The following is a 17,567-nucleotide window of genomic DNA, read 5'->3' as shown; positions in this document are numbered from 1 at the left end:
GCTACGATGCGTTTTAGCACGACCATTCGAAAATCTGTGAGGAGACGCGCAGTATGAACAAAATTTGGCTGAAATCGTACCCACCCGGCGTTCCAGCCGAAATTGACGCGTCCCCGTATCCATCCATCCCGGATCTCCTCGACGAAAGCTTCAAGCAGTATCGTGACCGCAAGGCGTTCGTCTGCATGGGCAAGAGCATCACGTACGGCGAACTCGATGCGCTGTCGCGCCAGTTCGGCGCGTGGCTGCAGTCGCGCGGCCTGAAGCGCGGCGCGCGCGTCGCGCTCATGATGCCGAACGTACTGCAGTACCCGGTAGCGATCGTCGCGGTGCTCCGCGCGGGCTTCACCGTCGTCAACGTCAACCCGCTCTATACGCCGCGCGAGCTCGAACATCAGCTTAAGGATAGCGGGGCGGAGGCGATCGTCATCCTCGAGAATTTCGCGTCGACGCTGCAGGCCGTCATCGCCAACACCGCGGTCAAGCATGTGGTGGTCGCGTCGATGGGCGATCTGCTGGGCATCAAGGGCTGGCTCGTCAATTACGTTGTGCGCAACGTGAAGAAGATGGTGCCGGCCTGGCAGCTTCCGTCGTACACGCGCTTCAAGGCCGCGCTGTCGGATGGTGCGCGGCAAACCTTCAAGCCGCAGAAGCTCGGCCCCGACGACGTCGCGTTCCTCCAGTACACGGGCGGTACGACCGGTGTCGCGAAGGGGGCGACGCTGTTGCACCGGAACATCGTGTCGAACGTGCTGCAGGCCGGCGCATGGCACCATCCCGCGCACGAGAAGTACCCCGAGGTGAAGCAGTTCGTGACGGTCGTCGCGCTGCCGCTCTATCACGTGTTCGCGCTGACGGTCTGCGGCTTTCTGACGATGCGCACGGGCGGCATGGGCATCCTGATCCCGAATCCGCGCGACATCGGCGGGATGATCAAGGAGTTGAAGGGTTACCAGATCTCGACGATTCCGGCCGTCAACACGTTGTACAACGCGCTGCTGAACCATCCCGAATTCAACCAGCTTGACCTGTCGAAGCTCGTGATCGCCAACGGCGGCGGCATGGCGATCCAGGAAGGCGTCGCGAAGCGCTGGTATGAGAAGACCCACACGGCGATCGTCGAGGGCTACGGCCTGTCGGAGACCTCGCCGGTCGCGACCTGCAACCCGGTAACCGCGACCGAATATAGCGGGACGATCGGCCTGCCGCTGCCGTCGACAGAAGTGGCCATCCGCGATGACGCAGGCAACGACGTCGCGCTCGGCGAGCCGGGCGAGATCTGCATCCGCGGGCCGCAGGTCATGGCCGGCTACTGGAACCGTCCGGACGAAACCGCGAAGGTCATGTTCCCGGACGGTTTCTTCAAGACCGGCGACGTCGGCGTGATGGACGCACGCGGTTACGTGAAGATCGTCGACCGGAAGAAGGACATGATCCTGGTATCGGGTTTTAACGTGTATCCGAACGAGGTCGAGGACGTGGTGGCGTCGCACCCGGGCGTGTTCGAGGTGGCGGCGGTCGGCGTGCCGGACGAGCACTCGGGCGAAGCCGTGAAGCTGTTCGTCGTGAAGAAGGACCCGGCGCTTACCGACAAGGACATCCTCGCGTACTGCAAGGAGCGGCTCACTGGCTACAAGCGCCCGAAACTCGTCGAGTTCCGCACGGAACTGCCGAAGACGAATGTCGGCAAGATCCTGCGGCGCGAACTGCGCGACGGACGCGCATAACACCGCAGTCGAACGAACGAGCCCGGCCAATGCCGGGCTTTTTTATTCGTGGTGTCGGCACCGAGGTTGCCGCGCCGAGGTCCGACGGTCGCAGGAACGGCACGCGTTCTACCGGGATGCGCCGTGGCTGACGGAGCGGCTCGACCGGATCGCCGGCGGCGGCCGCGATCCGCGATCCGCGACTCGCATGGCGCGATACCACGACGCATGCTGCCCGCCGGCAGCGGTGGCATTCCCGTCGATGAGCCGTATGGGCCGGTTCGCCGCCGTGAACGGGCCGTCCGGCGATCGTCCTGTTCGCCGCTCACCGCTTCGCAGCCGCAAAAGAAAAAGGCGCCCGAAGGCGCCTTCAATATGCTGCGGCTTGTCAGACAAGCTGATTAGAACTTGTGACGGATGCCGACGCGCGCTGCGACCTGGTTGCTGGTGCTCGACGGGTCGAGACCGTTGATCGACGCATGTGCCTGAACGACGTTGCCTGCCGAATCGAGCGTGTTGCCCGACGCATGCTGGTACACACCGATCACGTAGACGTCCGTGCGCTTGGACAGGAAGTAGTCGACGCCCAGCGAGCCTTGGTGGTACTTGGCTGCCGAGTTGCCATCGATCTTGCTGCCTTGCGTGTAGTCATACGCCGCGCCGACGATCAGCGCCGGGGTCAGCTGATACTTGAAGTTGATTTCGCCGTTGTTGAACGTCGCGGTCTGGTTCACGAACGGACCGACCGAGAAGCCCTTGAACTTCGTGTTCGAGTACGTCGCGCCGATCGTCGCTGCGCCGAACGTGTACGCACCGCCCGCACCGATGACCTGGTACGTGTTCGCGCTGTTCGCATATGCGCCGTAGACCGGCGACGACACGGCCGTCGCCGCAGCCGACGCGCCGGTGTTGAACATGCCGCCGTAGTTCGCCGGCGTGCGTGCGTTCAAGTAGCCGACGCCCAACACCAGCGGGCCGTTGTTGTAACCGGCGCCGAGCGACCAGACCTGGTTCTTCGAGAACTGGCCGGCCTGACCGCCGAAGCTGTACATGCCACCGAACGAGAAGCCGCCGTAGGTCGGGCTCGTGTACTTGACCGCGTTGTTCACACGGTACGCGTTGTTGAAGTTGTCGAGGTCGCCCGGGTGAGCAGCGATGTAGCCGCCCCACTGGTCGCCTGCCTCGAGCGGGCCGACGAAGTCGACGACGGAGTCGTACTGGCGACCCAGCGTGACCTTACCGTACTGGCTCGACAGGCCGACGTAAGCCTGGCGGCCGAACATCAGGCCGCCCTGGCCGAGCTTGCCGGAGTTGACGTCGAAACCGTTTTCGAGCACGAAGATCGCCTTCAGGCCGCCGCCCAGATCTTCGGTGCCGCGCAGGCCGAAGCGGCTGCCTTGCATCACGCCGCTCGACAGACCATACAGGTGGCCGCCCTTTGCATTGTTGTTGAAGATGAAGCCTTCATCGATGATGCCGTAGAGTGTCACGCTGCTTTGCGCATGGGCTGCGCCAGCAAACGCGCCCAGCGCGACGAGCGCGAGAAGCGACTTTTTCATTAACGGATCTCCAAGAATCACTGAATTTTTTTGGCGGGGCGGATAGTTATGTTGTGTTGACGGGCCCCATCAACTTCGCAAGAAGTCGCACGTAATGTAGCAAAGCCGATTTTTCCGACAAAGCGAAATGCCTTGGCGCAAGGCTGCCATGTTTCCTTTATGCAACAATGGTTAAAATCACGGGTTAACCGCAATTTCCGCTGAATAATCAAGTCGGTTAAGCAGCGGAGCACGTGCCTTTGCCGTCCGCGGCAGCACACGCAGCCAGGAGAACAGGATGGTGTTGGATGAACTGATCAGCGAATTCGATCGCGGCCTGCGATCGCTGACCGGCATTAGCCGGATGAGCCGCCCGGTGCCTGCGCCGGCGGAGCCGCCGGCCGGCGAACTGACGCCCGCGGAGCGTACGCATGCCGCCGGGCTGATGCGCGTGAACCACGTCGGCGAGGTCTGCGCGCAGGCGCTTTATCAGGCGCAGAAGCTGACCGCGCGCTCGTCGTCGTCGAAGGCGATGTTCGAGGAAGCCGCGCGCGAGGAGGAGGATCATCTCGCGTGGACCGCGCATCGGCTGAAGGAACTCGATTCGCGTCCGAGCCTGCTCAACCCGCTGTGGTACGCTGGCGCGCTCGCGATCGGCGTCGTCGCCGGAACGCTGGGCGACAAGGTCAGCCTCGGCTTCATGGCGGAGACGGAGCGCCAGGTCGAGAGCCATCTCGACGGGCACCTGTCCGAGCTGCCGGCGACCGACACGGCGTCGCGTGCGATCGTCGAGCAGATGCGGCTCGACGAGGTGAAGCACGGCAAGGCCGCGACCGATGCCGGCGGGATCGAGCTGCCGCTGCCCGCGCGGATGCTGATGCGCGCCGCATCGAAAGTCATGACGAGCACTGCATACTATCTCTGACATTCGGGCCGGGGCGGCGCGCGACGCCGCCTTGGTCCGCCGTTCCCGATACCGCCCGTTTTTTCCGCGTTTTCCCGCCCCCGAAAGCCCCGTCCGCACGCCAGTCTGGCCCGCCTTTCTCACGTATCACCTTCACAAGTTGCACTAGCTCATTCATTTATAACGATTTTTAGCATGAAGGGCCGCATGAGCATGCGCGCGTAAGTCCTTGTTCTAACTAACAAAATTCGTCAAAAAACCGGGCCGCTCCCTTGACCGTGCCAAACCCTTCCACTAAAGTGGGAGACAGTGTGAGAAAGTGTATTTTTGTGTGATTTGGCGGGCTATTCCGGCTAAATTCTTGAGCATTGAGCGGGTGCTTCGGTGCCCTGAACGGGAGAGCGGAAAGTGTTCCAAGGGGCGTCGGCGCTGACGCTCGATGCGAAAGGGCGGATGTCGGTGCCGGCTCGCTATCGCGAAGCGCTGCAAGGACAGGCAGAAGGACGGGTGACTGTTACCAAGCACCCGGACGGCTGCCTGTTGCTGTTTCCGCGCCCCGAATGGGAAGTGTTCCGCGCCAAGATCGCCGCGCTGCCGATGGACGCTCATTGGTGGCGGCGAATTTTTCTCGGCAATGCGATGGATGTCGATCTCGACAGCGCAGGCCGGATTCTCGTATCGCCCGAGCTGCGGATGGCGGCCGGACTGGAAAAGGAAGTCATGTTGTTGGGAATGGGTAGTCACTTCGAGCTGTGGGATTCGCAGACCTACATCGCGAAGGAGCAGGCAGCGATGGCGCAGGGCATGCCCGACGCGCTGAAGAACTTCACGTTCTGATTGCGGTGACGGAGACGCCCGCGATGGGAAACGAATTGCAGCATCGGACCGTACTGTTGGACGAAGCGGTCGATTCGCTCGTGACGCGGCCGGACGGCATTTATGTCGACGGCACGTTCGGGCGCGGCGGTCATAGCCGCGCGGTGCTCGCGCGGCTGGCGCCGGCCGGCCGGCTGATCGCGTTCGACAAGGATCCGAGGGCGATCGAGACGGCGCAGCGCATCGAGGATGGGCGCTTCTCGATCGTACATGACAGCTTTGCATCGATGCGCGACGCGCTTGCGGCGCGCGGTGTCGAGAAGGTGTCGGGTGTGTTGCTGGACCTGGGCGTGTCCTCGCCGCAGGTGGACGATCCGGCGCGCGGCTTCAGCTTTCGCGCGGATGGCCCGCTGGACATGCGAATGGATCCGACGCGCGGCGAGTCGGCGGCCGAATGGCTCGCGCGCGCTTCGGTGCAGGAATTGACGGAGGTGATACGGGATTATGGGGAAGAACGGTTTGCTTTTCAGATTGCAAAGGCGCTTGTTGCTCGCCGGGCAGAGTCCGACCGTCTTGGGCCTCTCGACACCACGGGCGAGCTTGCCCAAATCGTGGGTAACGTCGTCAAAACCCGTGAGAAGGGCAAGGATCCGGCAACCCGCACCTTTCAGGCTATACGGATTCACGTCAATCAAGAGCTTGCGGACCTGCAAGTCGTACTAGACGCGGCATTGTCTTTGCTGGAGCAAGGGGGGCGGCTGGTGGTCATCAGCTTTCATTCACTCGAGGACCGGATCGTCAAGCGATTCATGCAGGCGCACGCGAGTGCGCCTGCCGTCGATCGTCGCCTGCCGATCCGTGCCGTCGACCTCCCGAGCCCGCCGCTCAAGATCATCAGCCGTCAATTCCCGAGCGAGGCGGAAGTCGCCGCGAATCCGCGCGCCCGGTCGGCCGTGATGCGCATCGCGGAGCGCGTCACGCCATGAGCCGCTTCAACATCTTCCTGCTGATCATCGTGATGGGCTGTGCACTGTCGGTCGTCAACTCGACGAACCAGCAGCGCCAGATCTTCATCCAGCTGCAGCGCGCGCAGTCGCAGGAGCGTCAGCTCCAGCAGGACTACGCGCAGCTTCAATATCAGCAGAGCGCGCTGTCCAAGACGTCCCGCATCGAGCAGCTCGCGAACGATTCGCTGAAGATGCAGCCGATCACGACGGGCCGCACCCAGTACCTGACGCTGCCGCCGGGCGCCGCGAAGGCGATCGACGCGCCGATTCCCGCGTCGGCCGATACGGCCAGCAAGGGCAGCGGAGGCGCGCGATGAAGCCGTCGCAAAAGCGCCAGGACGTGAAGTTCTCGTCGAGCCCCGTGCTCGGCGTGCACCTGCCGATGTGGCGCTCGAAACTCGTCGTGTTCCTGCTGTTCATGGCGTTCGTCGCGCTCGCTGCGCGGGCGTTCTGGATCCAGGGGCCCGGCAACGCGTTCTACCAGAAGCAGGGCGAGAGCCGCTACCAGCGCACGATCGAGCTGCCGGCAACGCGCGGCAAGATCCTCGACCGTAACGGGCTCGTGCTCGCGACGAGTCTGCCCGTGCGCGCGATCTGGGCAATTCCGGACGCCGTGCCGGACGATCTCGACGCCGGCAAGGTCAACCAGCTCGGCAAGCTCCTCGGCATGACGCCGAAGGAACTGCGCGTGAAGCTGTCGGAAGATAAAGGTTTCGTCTACGTAAAGCGCCAGGTGCCGATCGACGTCGCGGACAAGGTCGCCGCGCTCGACATTCCCGGTATCTATCAGCGCAACGAATACAAGCGCTTCTATCCGGAAGGCGAGATTACCGCTCACCTGATCGGCTTCACGAATGTCGAGGACGAAGGGCAGGAGGGCGTCGAACTCGGCGACCAGAAATTGCTGTCCGGCACGTCCGGCGTGCGCCGCGTGATCAAGGACCGGATGGGGCACATCGTCGAGGACGTTGCCGAACAGATTCCGCCGCACAACGGGACGGACGTCGACCTGTCGATCGACAGCAAGATCCAGTACATCGCGTATGCGAACCTGAAGGCCGCCGTCGAGAAGTTCAAGGCGAAGGCCGGCGCTGCGATGGTCGTCGACGTGCGCACCGGCGAGGTGCTGGCGCTCGTCAACTACCCGACGTACAACCCGAACGACCGCTCGCGCTTGACGGGCGAGCAGTTGCGCAACCGGATCATGACCGACGTGTTCGAGCCGGGGTCGATCATGAAGCCGTTTACGGTGTCGCTCGCGCTCGACCTGCACCGCGTGACGCCGAACACGCTCGTCGAGACGGGCAACGGGCATTTCGTGCTCGACGGCGCACCGATCACCGACGACGCGGGTTTCGGCACGCTGACGGTCGGCGGCGTCATCCAGAAGTCGAGCAACATCGGCGCGACGAAGATCGCGATGACGATGCGGCCCGAGGAAATGTGGAATATGTATACGAGCATCGGCCTCGGCCAGGCGCCGAAGGTCGGGTTCCCGGGCGCCGTGGCCGGCCGCCTGCGTCCGTGGAAGAGCTGGCGTCGCATCGAGCAGGCGACGATGTCGTACGGCTACGGCCTGTCGGTGTCGCTGTTCCAGCTCGCGCGCGCATACACGGCGATCGCGCATGACGGCGAGCTGATGCCCGTGACCATTTTCAAGACCGACCCCAACCAGCCGGTCGTGGGTACGCAGGTGTTCAACCCGACCACCGCGCGCGAGGTGCGTGCGATGCTCGAAACGGTGGTGGCGCCGGGCGGCACGTCGCCCGATGCGGCCGTGCCGGGTTATCGCGTAGGCGGCAAGAGCGGTACCGCTTACAAGCACGAAGGCCACGGCTACACGCGCAAGTACCGCGCGTCGTTCGTCGGCATGGCGCCGATGCCGAACCCGCGCATCGTCGTCGCCGTGTCGGTCGACGAACCGACCGCCGGCAGCCACTTCGGCGGCCAGGTGTCCGGCCCTGTATTCTCGGCGATCGCAGGCGATACGATGCGCGCGCTGAACGTGCCGCCGAACATGCCGATCAAGCAGCTCGTCGTGTCCGACGACGCGCCCGGCGCGCCCGCCGCGACGGGCCCGCAAAAGCTCGCCGCGGGCGGCGGTGCGAAGCATATGATCGTATCCAGCACGACACGTAATTCACCAGGAGTTGTTCGATGAGCGCCGCTCGCAGTTCCCATCCGGCGCATCAGCAGATCGCGGCCGCGCTTGCGTGGCTGCGCCAGCATGTGGCCCCCGCGGCGCAATTGCATGCCGACACGCGCAGTCTGCAGGCTGGCGACGTGTTCCTCGGCTATGCGGTCGACGGGGCGGACAATCGCGCCTTCATTTCCGATGCCGTCGCGCGCGGCGCGGCCGCCGTGCTGTATCAGCCGGAAGGTCTCGAAGCCGCACCGGCCGTACCCGTCGCACTCGCGGTGCCGGCGCTCGACCAGCTGGCCGGCGAGATCGCCAGCGGCTGGTACGGCGACCCGAGCGACAGCCTGCTCGCCATCGGCGTGACCGGCACCAACGGCAAGACGTCCTGCACCCAATGGATCGCGGCCGCGCTGACGGCGCTGCACCAGCCGTGCGCGCTGATCGGCACGCTCGGCAGCGGCATGCCGGGGCAACTGGTGCCGACCGGCTTCACGACGCCGGACGCGCCGCAGCTGCAGCGGAGCCTCGCGCAACTGCACGACGCGGGCGCGAAAGCCGTCGCGATGGAAGTCTCGTCGCACGCATTGCATCAGGGGCGCGTGAACGGCACGGCATTCGACATCGCCGTCTTCACGAACCTCACGCAGGATCACCTCGACTATCACGTCACGTTCGACGCGTACGAAGCCGCGAAGTCGAAGCTGTTCGCGTGGCGCGGTCTGCGCGCAGCGGTCGTCAATCGCGACGACGAAGCCGGTCGCCGCCTGCTCGACAAGCTGGCCGGCCGCGTGCGCACGATCGCATACGGGATCGGCGACGCGCAGGCGGCCGACGCCGATCGCGAACTGGTCGCGCTCGACGTGCGCGCGACCACGACGGGCACGGCCTTCCGTCTGCGCTCGTCGTGGGGCGACGCGGACGTCGAGGTCGGCACGCTCGGCACGTTCAACGTCAGCAACCTGCTCGCGGTGCTCGGCTCGCTGCTTGCGGCCGACGTGCCGTTCGACGCGGCCGTCGCGGAGATTGCGCGGCTCGAGTCCGTCAACGGGCGCATGCAGCGCCTTGGCGGCCGGCTGCAGAACGACGAACCGCTGGTCGTGATCGACTACGCGCATACGCCCGATGCGCTCGACAAGACGCTCGACGCGTTGCGCCCGATCGCGGCGGCGCGCGGTGGGCGGCTCGTCTGCATGTTCGGCTGCGGCGGCGATCGGGATGCGACGAAGCGCCCGCTGATGGGCGCGATCGCCGAGCGGCTCGCCGACGAAGTCGTCGTCACGAGCGACAATCCGCGCAGCGAGGATCCGCAGCGCATCATCGATCAGGTCATCGCGGGGATGACCGCGCCCGATCGCGCTCGCCGCATCGAGGATCGCGCGAGCGCGATCCTGCAGGCCGTGCGCGGCGCGGCCCGCGAGGATGTCGTCGTGCTGGCCGGCAAGGGGCACGAGGCGACGCAGGAAATCATGGGCAAGAAGCGCACGTTCTCCGATCAGGATCACGCGCGGCTCGCGCTTGCGGCACGCGCGACGCACGGCAAGGGAGGCGGCGAATGACGATGCTCAGTCTCGGCGAAGCCGCGCGCCTGATTCCCGGCGCCACCGTCCGCGGCGATTCGGATACCACGTTCGAGCGCGTGTCGACGGACAGCCGCACGGTCGGTCCGGGCGACCTGTTCGTCGCGTTGAAGGGCGAGCGCTTCGACGCGCACGACTTCCTCGGCGACGTCTCCGCGCGCGGCGCAGCCGCGGCGCTCGTCGCGCACGCGCCGGCGGGCCTCGCGATGCCGGTCATCGAGGGCGGTGAAACGCGTGCCGCGCTCGGCGCACTCGCGCACGGCTGGCGCAAGCGCTTCGCGGTGCCGCTCGTCGCGGTGACGGGCAGCAACGGCAAGACGACCGTCAAGGAAATGATCGCGTCGATCTTCGCGGCTGCAGTCGGCACCGACGCGCGGCTGGCGACGGCCGGCAACCTGAACAACGACATCGGCGTGCCGCTGACGCTGCTGCGCCTGTCGGGCGCACATCGCGTCGCGGTGATCGAGCTCGGGATGAATCACCCGGGCGAGACCGAAGTTCTCGCGCGCCTCGCGGCGCCGACCGTTGCGCTCGTCAACAATGCGCAGCGCGAACACCAGGAATTCATGGCGACGGTCGAGGCGGTCGCGCTCGAACACGCGGCCGTGATCCACGCGCTGACGCCGGACGGCGTCGCGGTGTTTCCGGCCGACGATGCGTACGCCGGTATCTGGCGTGTCGCGGCGACCGGCAACCGGATTCTCGATTTCGCGCTGCACGACGCCGAACGACAGGTCGAAGCGCAGGTCGCGGGCCGTTTGCACGGCGGCGAGCTTGCGATCGACACGCCGTCCGGCCCGGTGACGGTGCGGCTGCGCGCGCTCGGCGAGCACAACGCACGCAACGCATTGGCGGCAACGGCCGCGGCACTCGCGGCCGGTATCGAGCTGGCCGCGATCAAGCAGGGGCTCGAATCGTTCGAGCCGGTCAAGGGCCGCTTGCAGGTCCGGCGAGCGGTCGTCGGCAGCCTCGCGGGCGCGACGGTCGTCGACGACACCTACAACGCGAACCCCGATTCGATGCGCGCGGCGATCGACGTGCTGGCCGCGCAACCGGAGCTGCGCGTGCTGGTGATTGGCGACATGGGCGAGGTGGGCGACGAAGGCCCGGCATTTCACCGGGAGGTCGGCGCGTATGCGCGCGAGCGCGGCATCGATGCGCTGTTCGCACTCGGCGATGCGTCGCGCGATGCATGTACCGCGTACGGCGACACGGCCCGCCATTTCGATGACGTCGGCGCGCTGGTGACGGCACTTCTCGCTGCGGGCTACGGCGCGCAGGCGACGGTGCTCGTGAAGGGCTCGCGGTACATGAAGATGGAGCGCGTGGTCGACGCGCTGACGAAACAACCCGCGGCGGGCACGGTGCCCGCTGCACACTGAGTAGAAGGAAGGAAGCATGCTGCTGGCGCTGGCGCAATGGCTGCAAGGAGACGCAAGCTTTTTGCGCTTGTTCACGTACCTCACGTTCCGTGCGGTGATGGCCACCATCACCGCGCTGGGGATCGGGCTCGTGTGCGGACCGTGGGTGATCCGCAAGCTGACGCAAATGAAGGTTGGTCAGGCCGTGCGCAAGGACGGCCCGCAGACGCACCTGGTCAAGTCCGGCACGCCGACGATGGGCGGCGTGCTGATCCTGATCGGCATCGCTGTCGCGACGCTGCTGTGGGGCGACCTGACGAACCGTTTCATCTGGATCGTGATGCTCGTCACGTTCGGTTTCGGCGTGATCGGCTGGGTCGACGATTACCGCAAGGTCGTCCACAAGGACCCGCGCGGGATGTCGTCGCGCGAGAAGTATTTCTGGCAGTCGGTGATCGGGCTGTTCGCAGCCGTCTACCTCGCCTTCAGCGTGTCCGAAGCGAACAACGTGCGCGTGTTCGACCTGTTCATGGCATGGGTGAGGAGCGGCCTGTCGATGGGGCTGCCGGCGCGCGCCGACCTGATGCTGCCGTTCCTGAAGTCGATCAGCTACCCGCTGGGCGTGTGGGGCTTCATCGTGCTGACCTACTTCGTGATCGTCGGCGCGAGCAATGCGGTGAACCTGACCGACGGCCTCGACGGTCTCGTGATCATGCCGGTCGTCCTAGTCGGCGCGTCGCTCGGTGTGTTCGCGTACGTGATGGGCAGCTCGGTCTATTCGAAATATCTGCTGTTCCCGCACATCCCGGGCGCCGGTGAATTGCTGATCTTCTGTTCCGCGATGGGCGGGGCAGGGCTCGCGTTCCTCTGGTACAACACGCACCCCGCGCAGGTGTTCATGGGCGACGTCGGCGCGCTGGCGCTCGGTGGCGCGCTCGGCACGGTCGCGGTGATCGTGCGCCAGGAAATCGTGCTGTTCATCATGGGTGGCATCTTCGTCGCGGAAACACTGTCGGTGATTCTGCAGGTGTCGTGGTTCAAGTACACGAAGAAGCGTTACGGCGAAGGGCGGCGCCTGCTGAAGATGGCACCGTTGCATCACCATTTCGAATTGTCCGGCTGGAAGGAAACGCAGGTGGTGGTGCGTTTCTGGATCATCACGCTGATGCTGTGCCTGTTCGGTCTGTCCACCCTCAAGCTGCGGTAACGGAAAGGTAACAAGGATGTCTGGCGAGATGTTTGGAGATCGGCAGCGGCCGATGGTGCTCGTACTGGGGCTCGGGGAATCGGGTCTCGCGATCGCGCGATGGTGCGCGAGGCACGGGTGCCGGCTGCGTATTGCCGATACCCGCGAGGCGCCGCCGAACCTTGCCGCGCTGCAGGCCGAAGGCATCGATGCGGAGTTCGTCGGCGGGCCGTTCACGCCCGCGCTGCTCGACGGCGGCGTCGAGATCGTCGGGCTGAGCCCCGGCCTGTCGCCGCTCGAACCGGCACTGGCGGCGCTGATCGCGGCCGCGAACGAGCGCGCGATCGCGGTGTGGGGCGAACTCGAATTCTTCGCGCAGGCGCTGCGCGCGCTCGGCACGAGCGGCTATCAGCCGAAGGTGCTCGCGATCACCGGCACCAACGGCAAGACCACGACGACGAGCCTCACGGGCCTGCTGTGCCAGCGTTCGGGCAAGAAGGTCGCCGTCGCCGGCAACATCAGCCCGGCGATGCTCGACCGGCTCGCGGGCGCGATCGACGATACGGCGCTGCCCGACGTCTGGGTGCTCGAACTGTCGAGCTTCCAGCTCGAGACGGCCCGCACGTTCGCGCCGGATGCGGCCGCGATCCTCAACATCACGCAGGATCACCTCGACTGGCACGGCAGCTTCGACGCCTATGCGGCCGCGAAGGGCCGGATCTTCGGCGCGACGACCACGCGCGTGCTCAATCGCGACGATGCGGCCGTGATGAAGTTCGCGCCGGCCCCCGGCGCGGCTGATGCGGCGCGCACGGTCACGTTCGGCCTGAACGAACCGACGCAGGACGGCGACTACGGCCTGTCGCGCGACAACGGCATTGCGTGGCTGGTCGAAGCGGTCGACCGCGACGCGCCGGACGAGACGACGAGCCGTCGCCGCAAGCGCGACGCCGCGCATACGCCCGACATCTCGCAGAAGCGCCTGATGCCGGCTGACGCGCTGCGCATCCGCGGGCTGCACAACGCGGCGAACGCGCTGGCCGCGTTCGCGCTTGCACGCGCGATCGACCTCCCGGCCGCGCCGCTGCTGCACGCGCTGCGCGAGTATCGCGGCGAGGCGCATCGCGTCGAAGTGATCGCGACGATCGACGACGTGGACTACGTCGACGACAGCAAGGGAACGAACGTCGGCGCGACGGTGGCCGCGCTCGACGGGCTCGCGCAGAAGATCGTGCTGATCGCCGGTGGCGACGGCAAGGGCCAGGATTTCGCGCCGCTGGTTGCGCCGGTCGCGCGCTGGTGCCGTGCCGTGATGCTGATCGGCCGCGACGCGCCGGCGATTCGCGACACGCTCGCCGAAACCGGCGTGCCGCTCGCCGACCACGCGACGCTCGAAGGCGCGGTGCGTGCCGCCGCCGATCTCGCCGAGTCGGGCGATGCGGTGCTGCTGTCGCCCGCGTGCGCGAGCCTCGACATGTTCAGGAACTACGCCCATCGCGCGGACGTGTTCCGCGCGGCGGTGGATGAAATCGCCATCGACAAAGGAGCGACGCCATGAGCTGGTCCGATCGCCTCGTGTCCCGTTTCAACGACCGGCGCGACGCCGGCGGCAATGCCGCCGGCGGCCGCGTCGCGTCGGCCACGCGCGCCGCGACCGGCGGCCTCGCGAGCGTCGTGAACGGCGTTCGGCCGAGCCGCTCGCGCATGCTCGACTTCGACTACTCGCTGCTGTGGGTCGCGATCGCGCTGCTCGGGCTCGGCGTCGTGATGGTGTATTCGGCGTCGATCGCGATGCCCGATTCGCCGAAATACGCGTCGTATCACGACTACGCGTTCCTGATGCGCCACTGCGTGTCGCTCGTCGTCGCGTTCATCGCGGCGGTGATCGTGTTCCGCGTGCCCGTGTCGACCTGGGACAAATACGCGCCGCATCTCTTCCTGATCGCACTGGTCAGCCTCGTGATCGTGCTGATCCCGCACGTAGGCAAGGGTGTGAACGGTGCGCGCCGCTGGATTCCGCTCGGCATCACGAACATGCAGCCATCGGAAATCATGAAGCTCGCGGTGACGATCTACGCGGCGAACTACACGGTGCGCAAGCAGGAGTACATGCAGAGCTTCGCGAAGGGCTTCCTGCCGATGGCGTTCGCGGTCGGTCTCGTCGGCGCGCTGCTGCTGCTCGAGCCGGACATGGGCGCGTTCATGGTGGTCGCCGCGATCGCGATGGGCGTGCTGTTTCTCGGCGGCGTGAACGGCAAGCTGTTCGGCGGCCTGGTCGCGACGGCGGTCGGTACCTTCACGATGCTCGTATGGCTGTCGCCGTGGCGTCGCGAGCGGATCTTCGCCTACCTCGATCCGTGGGACGAGCGCTATGCGCAGGGCAAGGCGTACCAGCTCACGCACTCGCTGATCGCGTTCGGCCGCGGCGAGTGGTTCGGCGTCGGCCTCGGCGGCAGCGTCGAGAAGCTGAACTACCTGCCCGAAGCGCATACCGACTTCATCCTCGCGGTGATCGGCGAGGAACTCGGCTTCGTTGGCGTGCTGGTCGTGATCCTGCTGTTCTACTGGATCGTGCGCCGCGCGTTCGAGATCGGCCGTCAGGCGCTCGCGCTCGACCGCACGTTCGCGGGCCTGATGGCGAAGGGCATCGGCATCTGGTTCGGCGCGCAGACGTTCATCAACATGGGCGTGAACCTCGGCCTGCTGCCGACCAAGGGCCTGACGCTGCCGCTCGTGAGCTACGGCGGCTCGGGCATCCTGCTGAATTGTGTCGCGCTTGCGGTGCTGTTGCGGGTCGACTATGAAAATCGCGTACTGATGCGGGGAGGGAAGGTATGACCGCGTCGCGACGCACGCTGATGGTGATGGCAGGCGGCACCGGGGGCCACGTGTTCCCGGGGCTCGCCGTCGCGCACCGGATGGAAGCGGCGGGCTGGCGCGTCGTATGGCTCGGCAATCCGGCCGGGATGGAGGCGACGCTCGTGCCGAAGCACGGCATCCCGATGGAATACGTGCGCTTCGGCGGACTGCGCGGCAAGGGCCTGAAGACCAAGCTGACGCTGCCGTTCAACCTGCTGCGCGCATGCTGGCAGAGTCTCGGCGCGCTGCGCCGCGTGCGGCCGGACGTCGTGCTCGGGATGGGCGGCTACATCACGTTCCCGGCGGGCGTGATGACCGCGCTGTCGGGCCGCCCGCTCGTGCTGCACGAACAGAATTCGATCGCCGGTCTCGCGAACAAGGTGCTCGCGAAATTCGCGAAACGCGTGCTCGTCGCGTTCCCCGGCGCACTGCCGCACGCGGAATGGACCGGCAACCCGATTCGCGCGGAACTTGCGCGCACGGAAACGCCCAAAGCACGCTATGCGTCGCGCAGCGGTCCGCTGAACGTGCTGGTCGTCGGCGGCAGTCTCGGCGCAGCCGCACTGAACGAAGTCGTGCCGCGCGCGCTGGCGCTGCTGGCGCCGGGCGAGCGCCCGCGCATCGTGCACCAGGCCGGCGCGAAGCACATCGAGGCGCTGAAGGCGAATTACGAAGCGGCCGGATTCGCCGGCGGCGACGACGTGCGGCTCGTGCCGTTCATCGACGACATGGCGACCGCGTACGCGGCGGCGGATCTCGTGATCTGCCGCTCCGGCGCGATGACGGTATCGGAAATCGCGGCGGTGGGCGTGGCGGCGCTGTTCGTGCCGTTCCCGTACGCGGTCGACGACCACCAGACGACCAATGCCGCGTTCCTCGCCGATGCGGGCGCGGCGGTGCTGGTGCAACAACGCGACCTGTCGGCGGAACTGCTTGCCGACTGGCTGCGCGGCCAGTCGCGGGCGTCGCTCGCGGACATGGCGGAGCGTTCGCGCTCGCTGGCGAAGCCCGAGGCCACCGACGAAGTCGCGCGCGTCTGCGCGAAGGTGGCCGGCGCGAACCTGGAACAACTGCAATGAAACACATCGTCAAACACATTCATTTCGTCGGGATCGGCGGCGCGGGCATGAGCGGCATCGCCGAAGTGCTCGTCAACCTCGGCTACGAGGTCAGCGGCTCCGACCTGTCGCGCAACGCGGTGACCGACCGTCTCGCGGCGCTCGGCGCGCGGATCGCGATCGGGCACGACGCGGCGAACATCGAGGGCGCGAACGCGGTCGTCGTGTCGACGGCCGTGCGCTCGGACAACCCCGAAGTGCTGGCCGCGCGCCACCAGGGCGTGCCGATCGTGCAGCGCGCGGTGATGCTCGCGGAGCTGATGCGCCTGAAGCAGGGGATCGCGATCGCCGGCACGCACGGCAAGACCACGACGACGAGCCTCGTCGCGAGCGTGCTCGCGGCCGGCGGGCTGGACCCGACTTTCGTGATCGGCGGCCGACTGATCAGCGCCGGCGCGAACGCGCGGCTCGGCACGGGCGACTTCATCGTCGCCGAGGCCGACGAGTCGGACGCGTCGTTCCTGAACCTGTATCCGGTGATCGAAGTCATCACGAACATCGACGCCGATCACATGGACACCTACGGCCACGATTTCGCGCGGCTCAAGCAGGCGTTCATCGAATTCACGCAGCGCCTGCCGTTCTACGGCAGCGCGGTGGTGTGCGTCGACGATCCGAACGTGCGGCAGATCATCCCGTTCATCTCGAAGCCGGTCGTGCGCTACGGGCTGTCGCCGGACGCGCAGGTGCGCGCGGAAGACATCGATGCGCGCGACGGCCGCATGCATTTCACGGTGATTCGCGAAGGGCGCGCGCCGCTCGCGGTGGTGCTGAACATGCCGGGCCTGCACAACGTGCAGAACGCGCTCGCGGCGATCGCGATCGCGACCGATCTCGGCGTGGCGGACGACGCGATCCAGCTGGCGCTGGAGGAATTCAACGGCGTCGGCCGACGCTTCCAGCGCTACGGCGAGGTGCCGAGCGCGGACGGCGGCCATTACACGCTGATCGACGACTACGGCCACCACCCCGTCGAGATGGCCGCGACGATCGCGGCCGCGCGCGGCGCGTTCCCGGGCCGCCGCCTCGTGCTGGCGTTCCAGCCGCACCGCTACACGCGCACGCGCGACTGTTTCGACGACTTCGTCAATGTGCTGTCGACGGTCGACGCGCTGGTGCTGACGGAAGTCTATGCCGCGGGCGAAGCGGCGATCGCGACGGCCAACGGCGACGCGCTGTCGCGTGCGCTGCGCGCGGTGGGCAAGGTTGACCCGGTGTTCGTCGCGACGGTCGACGACGTGCCGGACGCACTGGCCAGGGTCGCGCAGAACGGCGACGTGGTGATCACGATGGGCGCGGGTTCGATCGGCGGCGTGCCGGCGAAGCTCGTGCAACACACACAACAGAAGGCATGA

Annotated in this window: 14 protein-coding genes; 13 read left to right on the top strand and 1 reads right to left on the bottom strand. The window is 66.4% G+C overall.

Features of this window, described 5'->3' with window-relative positions; translation table 11 throughout:
* Positions 1-53 precede the first annotated feature (53 nt).
* On the top strand, positions 54-1,727 hold the full coding sequence (locus WS66_RS27125; RefSeq protein ID WP_059608156.1) for a long-chain fatty acid--CoA ligase: 1,674 nt from the start codon (positions 54-56) through the stop codon (positions 1,725-1,727).
* 380 nt (positions 1,728-2,107) lie between these two features.
* On the opposite strand, the gene WS66_RS27120 is transcribed toward WS66_RS27125, so the two are convergent.
* The gene (locus WS66_RS27120; protein WP_059608157.1) at positions 2,108-3,265 is read right to left on the bottom strand and encodes a porin; all 1,158 of its coding nucleotides are present in this window, start codon (positions 3,263-3,265) and stop codon (positions 2,108-2,110) included.
* A 277-nt stretch (positions 3,266-3,542) separates the two neighbouring features.
* On the opposite strand from WS66_RS27120, the gene coq7 reads away from it, so the two are divergent.
* From coq7 to murC, 12 genes are all read left to right on the top strand, one after another.
* A complete protein-coding gene (gene coq7, locus WS66_RS27115; protein WP_059608158.1) occupies positions 3,543-4,169 on the top strand; it encodes a 2-polyprenyl-3-methyl-6-methoxy-1,4-benzoquinone monooxygenase in 627 nt (208 codons plus the stop codon).
* Positions 4,170-4,556: 387 nt separating this feature from the next.
* Positions 4,557-4,985 (top strand): division/cell wall cluster transcriptional repressor MraZ, encoded by a 429-nt coding sequence (gene mraZ / locus WS66_RS27110; protein ID WP_006400450.1) that lies wholly within the window; start codon positions 4,557-4,559, stop codon positions 4,983-4,985.
* Between the two features lie 23 nt (positions 4,986-5,008).
* The gene (gene rsmH, locus WS66_RS27105) at positions 5,009-5,950 is read left to right on the top strand and encodes a 16S rRNA (cytosine(1402)-N(4))-methyltransferase RsmH (protein ID WP_059608159.1); all 942 of its coding nucleotides are present in this window, start codon (positions 5,009-5,011) and stop codon (positions 5,948-5,950) included.
* Complete coding sequence (gene ftsL, locus WS66_RS27100; protein WP_059608160.1) at positions 5,947-6,288, top strand: cell division protein FtsL; 342 nt, start codon at positions 5,947-5,949, stop codon at positions 6,286-6,288. The genes rsmH and ftsL overlap by 4 nt, the downstream gene beginning before the upstream one ends.
* Positions 6,285-8,132 carry a peptidoglycan D,D-transpeptidase FtsI family protein gene (locus tag WS66_RS27095; protein ID WP_059608161.1) on the top strand — a complete coding sequence of 616 codons (1,848 nt, stop codon included), beginning with the start codon at positions 6,285-6,287 and terminating at the stop codon, positions 8,130-8,132. Before ftsL ends, WS66_RS27095 begins: the two co-directional genes overlap by 4 nt.
* Positions 8,129-9,667: a UDP-N-acetylmuramoyl-L-alanyl-D-glutamate--2,6-diaminopimelate ligase gene (locus WS66_RS27090; protein WP_059608162.1), complete on the top strand. Its 1,539-nt coding sequence runs from the start codon at positions 8,129-8,131 to the stop codon at positions 9,665-9,667. Before WS66_RS27095 ends, WS66_RS27090 begins: the two co-directional genes overlap by 4 nt.
* A complete protein-coding gene (locus WS66_RS27085; protein WP_059608163.1) occupies positions 9,664-11,070 on the top strand; it encodes a UDP-N-acetylmuramoyl-tripeptide--D-alanyl-D-alanine ligase in 1,407 nt (468 codons plus the stop codon). The genes WS66_RS27090 and WS66_RS27085 overlap by 4 nt, the downstream gene beginning before the upstream one ends.
* Before the next feature lie 16 nt (positions 11,071-11,086).
* Positions 11,087-12,256, top strand: coding sequence for a phospho-N-acetylmuramoyl-pentapeptide-transferase (gene mraY / locus WS66_RS27080; protein ID WP_059608164.1), 1,170 nt, complete (start codon positions 11,087-11,089; stop codon positions 12,254-12,256).
* Between the two features lie 28 nt (positions 12,257-12,284).
* Positions 12,285-13,793 carry a UDP-N-acetylmuramoyl-L-alanine--D-glutamate ligase gene (murD, locus tag WS66_RS27075; protein ID WP_059608337.1) on the top strand — a complete coding sequence of 503 codons (1,509 nt, stop codon included), beginning with the start codon at positions 12,285-12,287 and terminating at the stop codon, positions 13,791-13,793.
* Entirely contained in the window at positions 13,790-15,073 is a 1,284-nt protein-coding gene (ftsW, locus tag WS66_RS27070) for a putative lipid II flippase FtsW (protein ID WP_059608165.1), read from the top strand. Before murD ends, ftsW begins: the two co-directional genes overlap by 4 nt.
* Positions 15,070-16,173, top strand: coding sequence for an undecaprenyldiphospho-muramoylpentapeptide beta-N-acetylglucosaminyltransferase (gene murG / locus WS66_RS27065; protein WP_059608166.1), 1,104 nt, complete (start codon positions 15,070-15,072; stop codon positions 16,171-16,173). The genes ftsW and murG overlap by 4 nt, the downstream gene beginning before the upstream one ends.
* Entirely contained in the window at positions 16,170-17,567 is a 1,398-nt protein-coding gene (gene murC, locus WS66_RS27060) for a UDP-N-acetylmuramate--L-alanine ligase (protein ID WP_059608167.1), read from the top strand. The genes murG and murC overlap by 4 nt, the downstream gene beginning before the upstream one ends.

This window comes from Burkholderia sp. LA-2-3-30-S1-D2 (assembly GCF_001523915.2).
Taxonomy (GTDB): domain Bacteria; phylum Pseudomonadota; class Gammaproteobacteria; order Burkholderiales; family Burkholderiaceae; genus Burkholderia; species Burkholderia diffusa.
The sequence above is the reverse complement of the archived record's forward strand: the minus strand, read 5'-3'. Positions and strand labels throughout refer to the sequence as shown.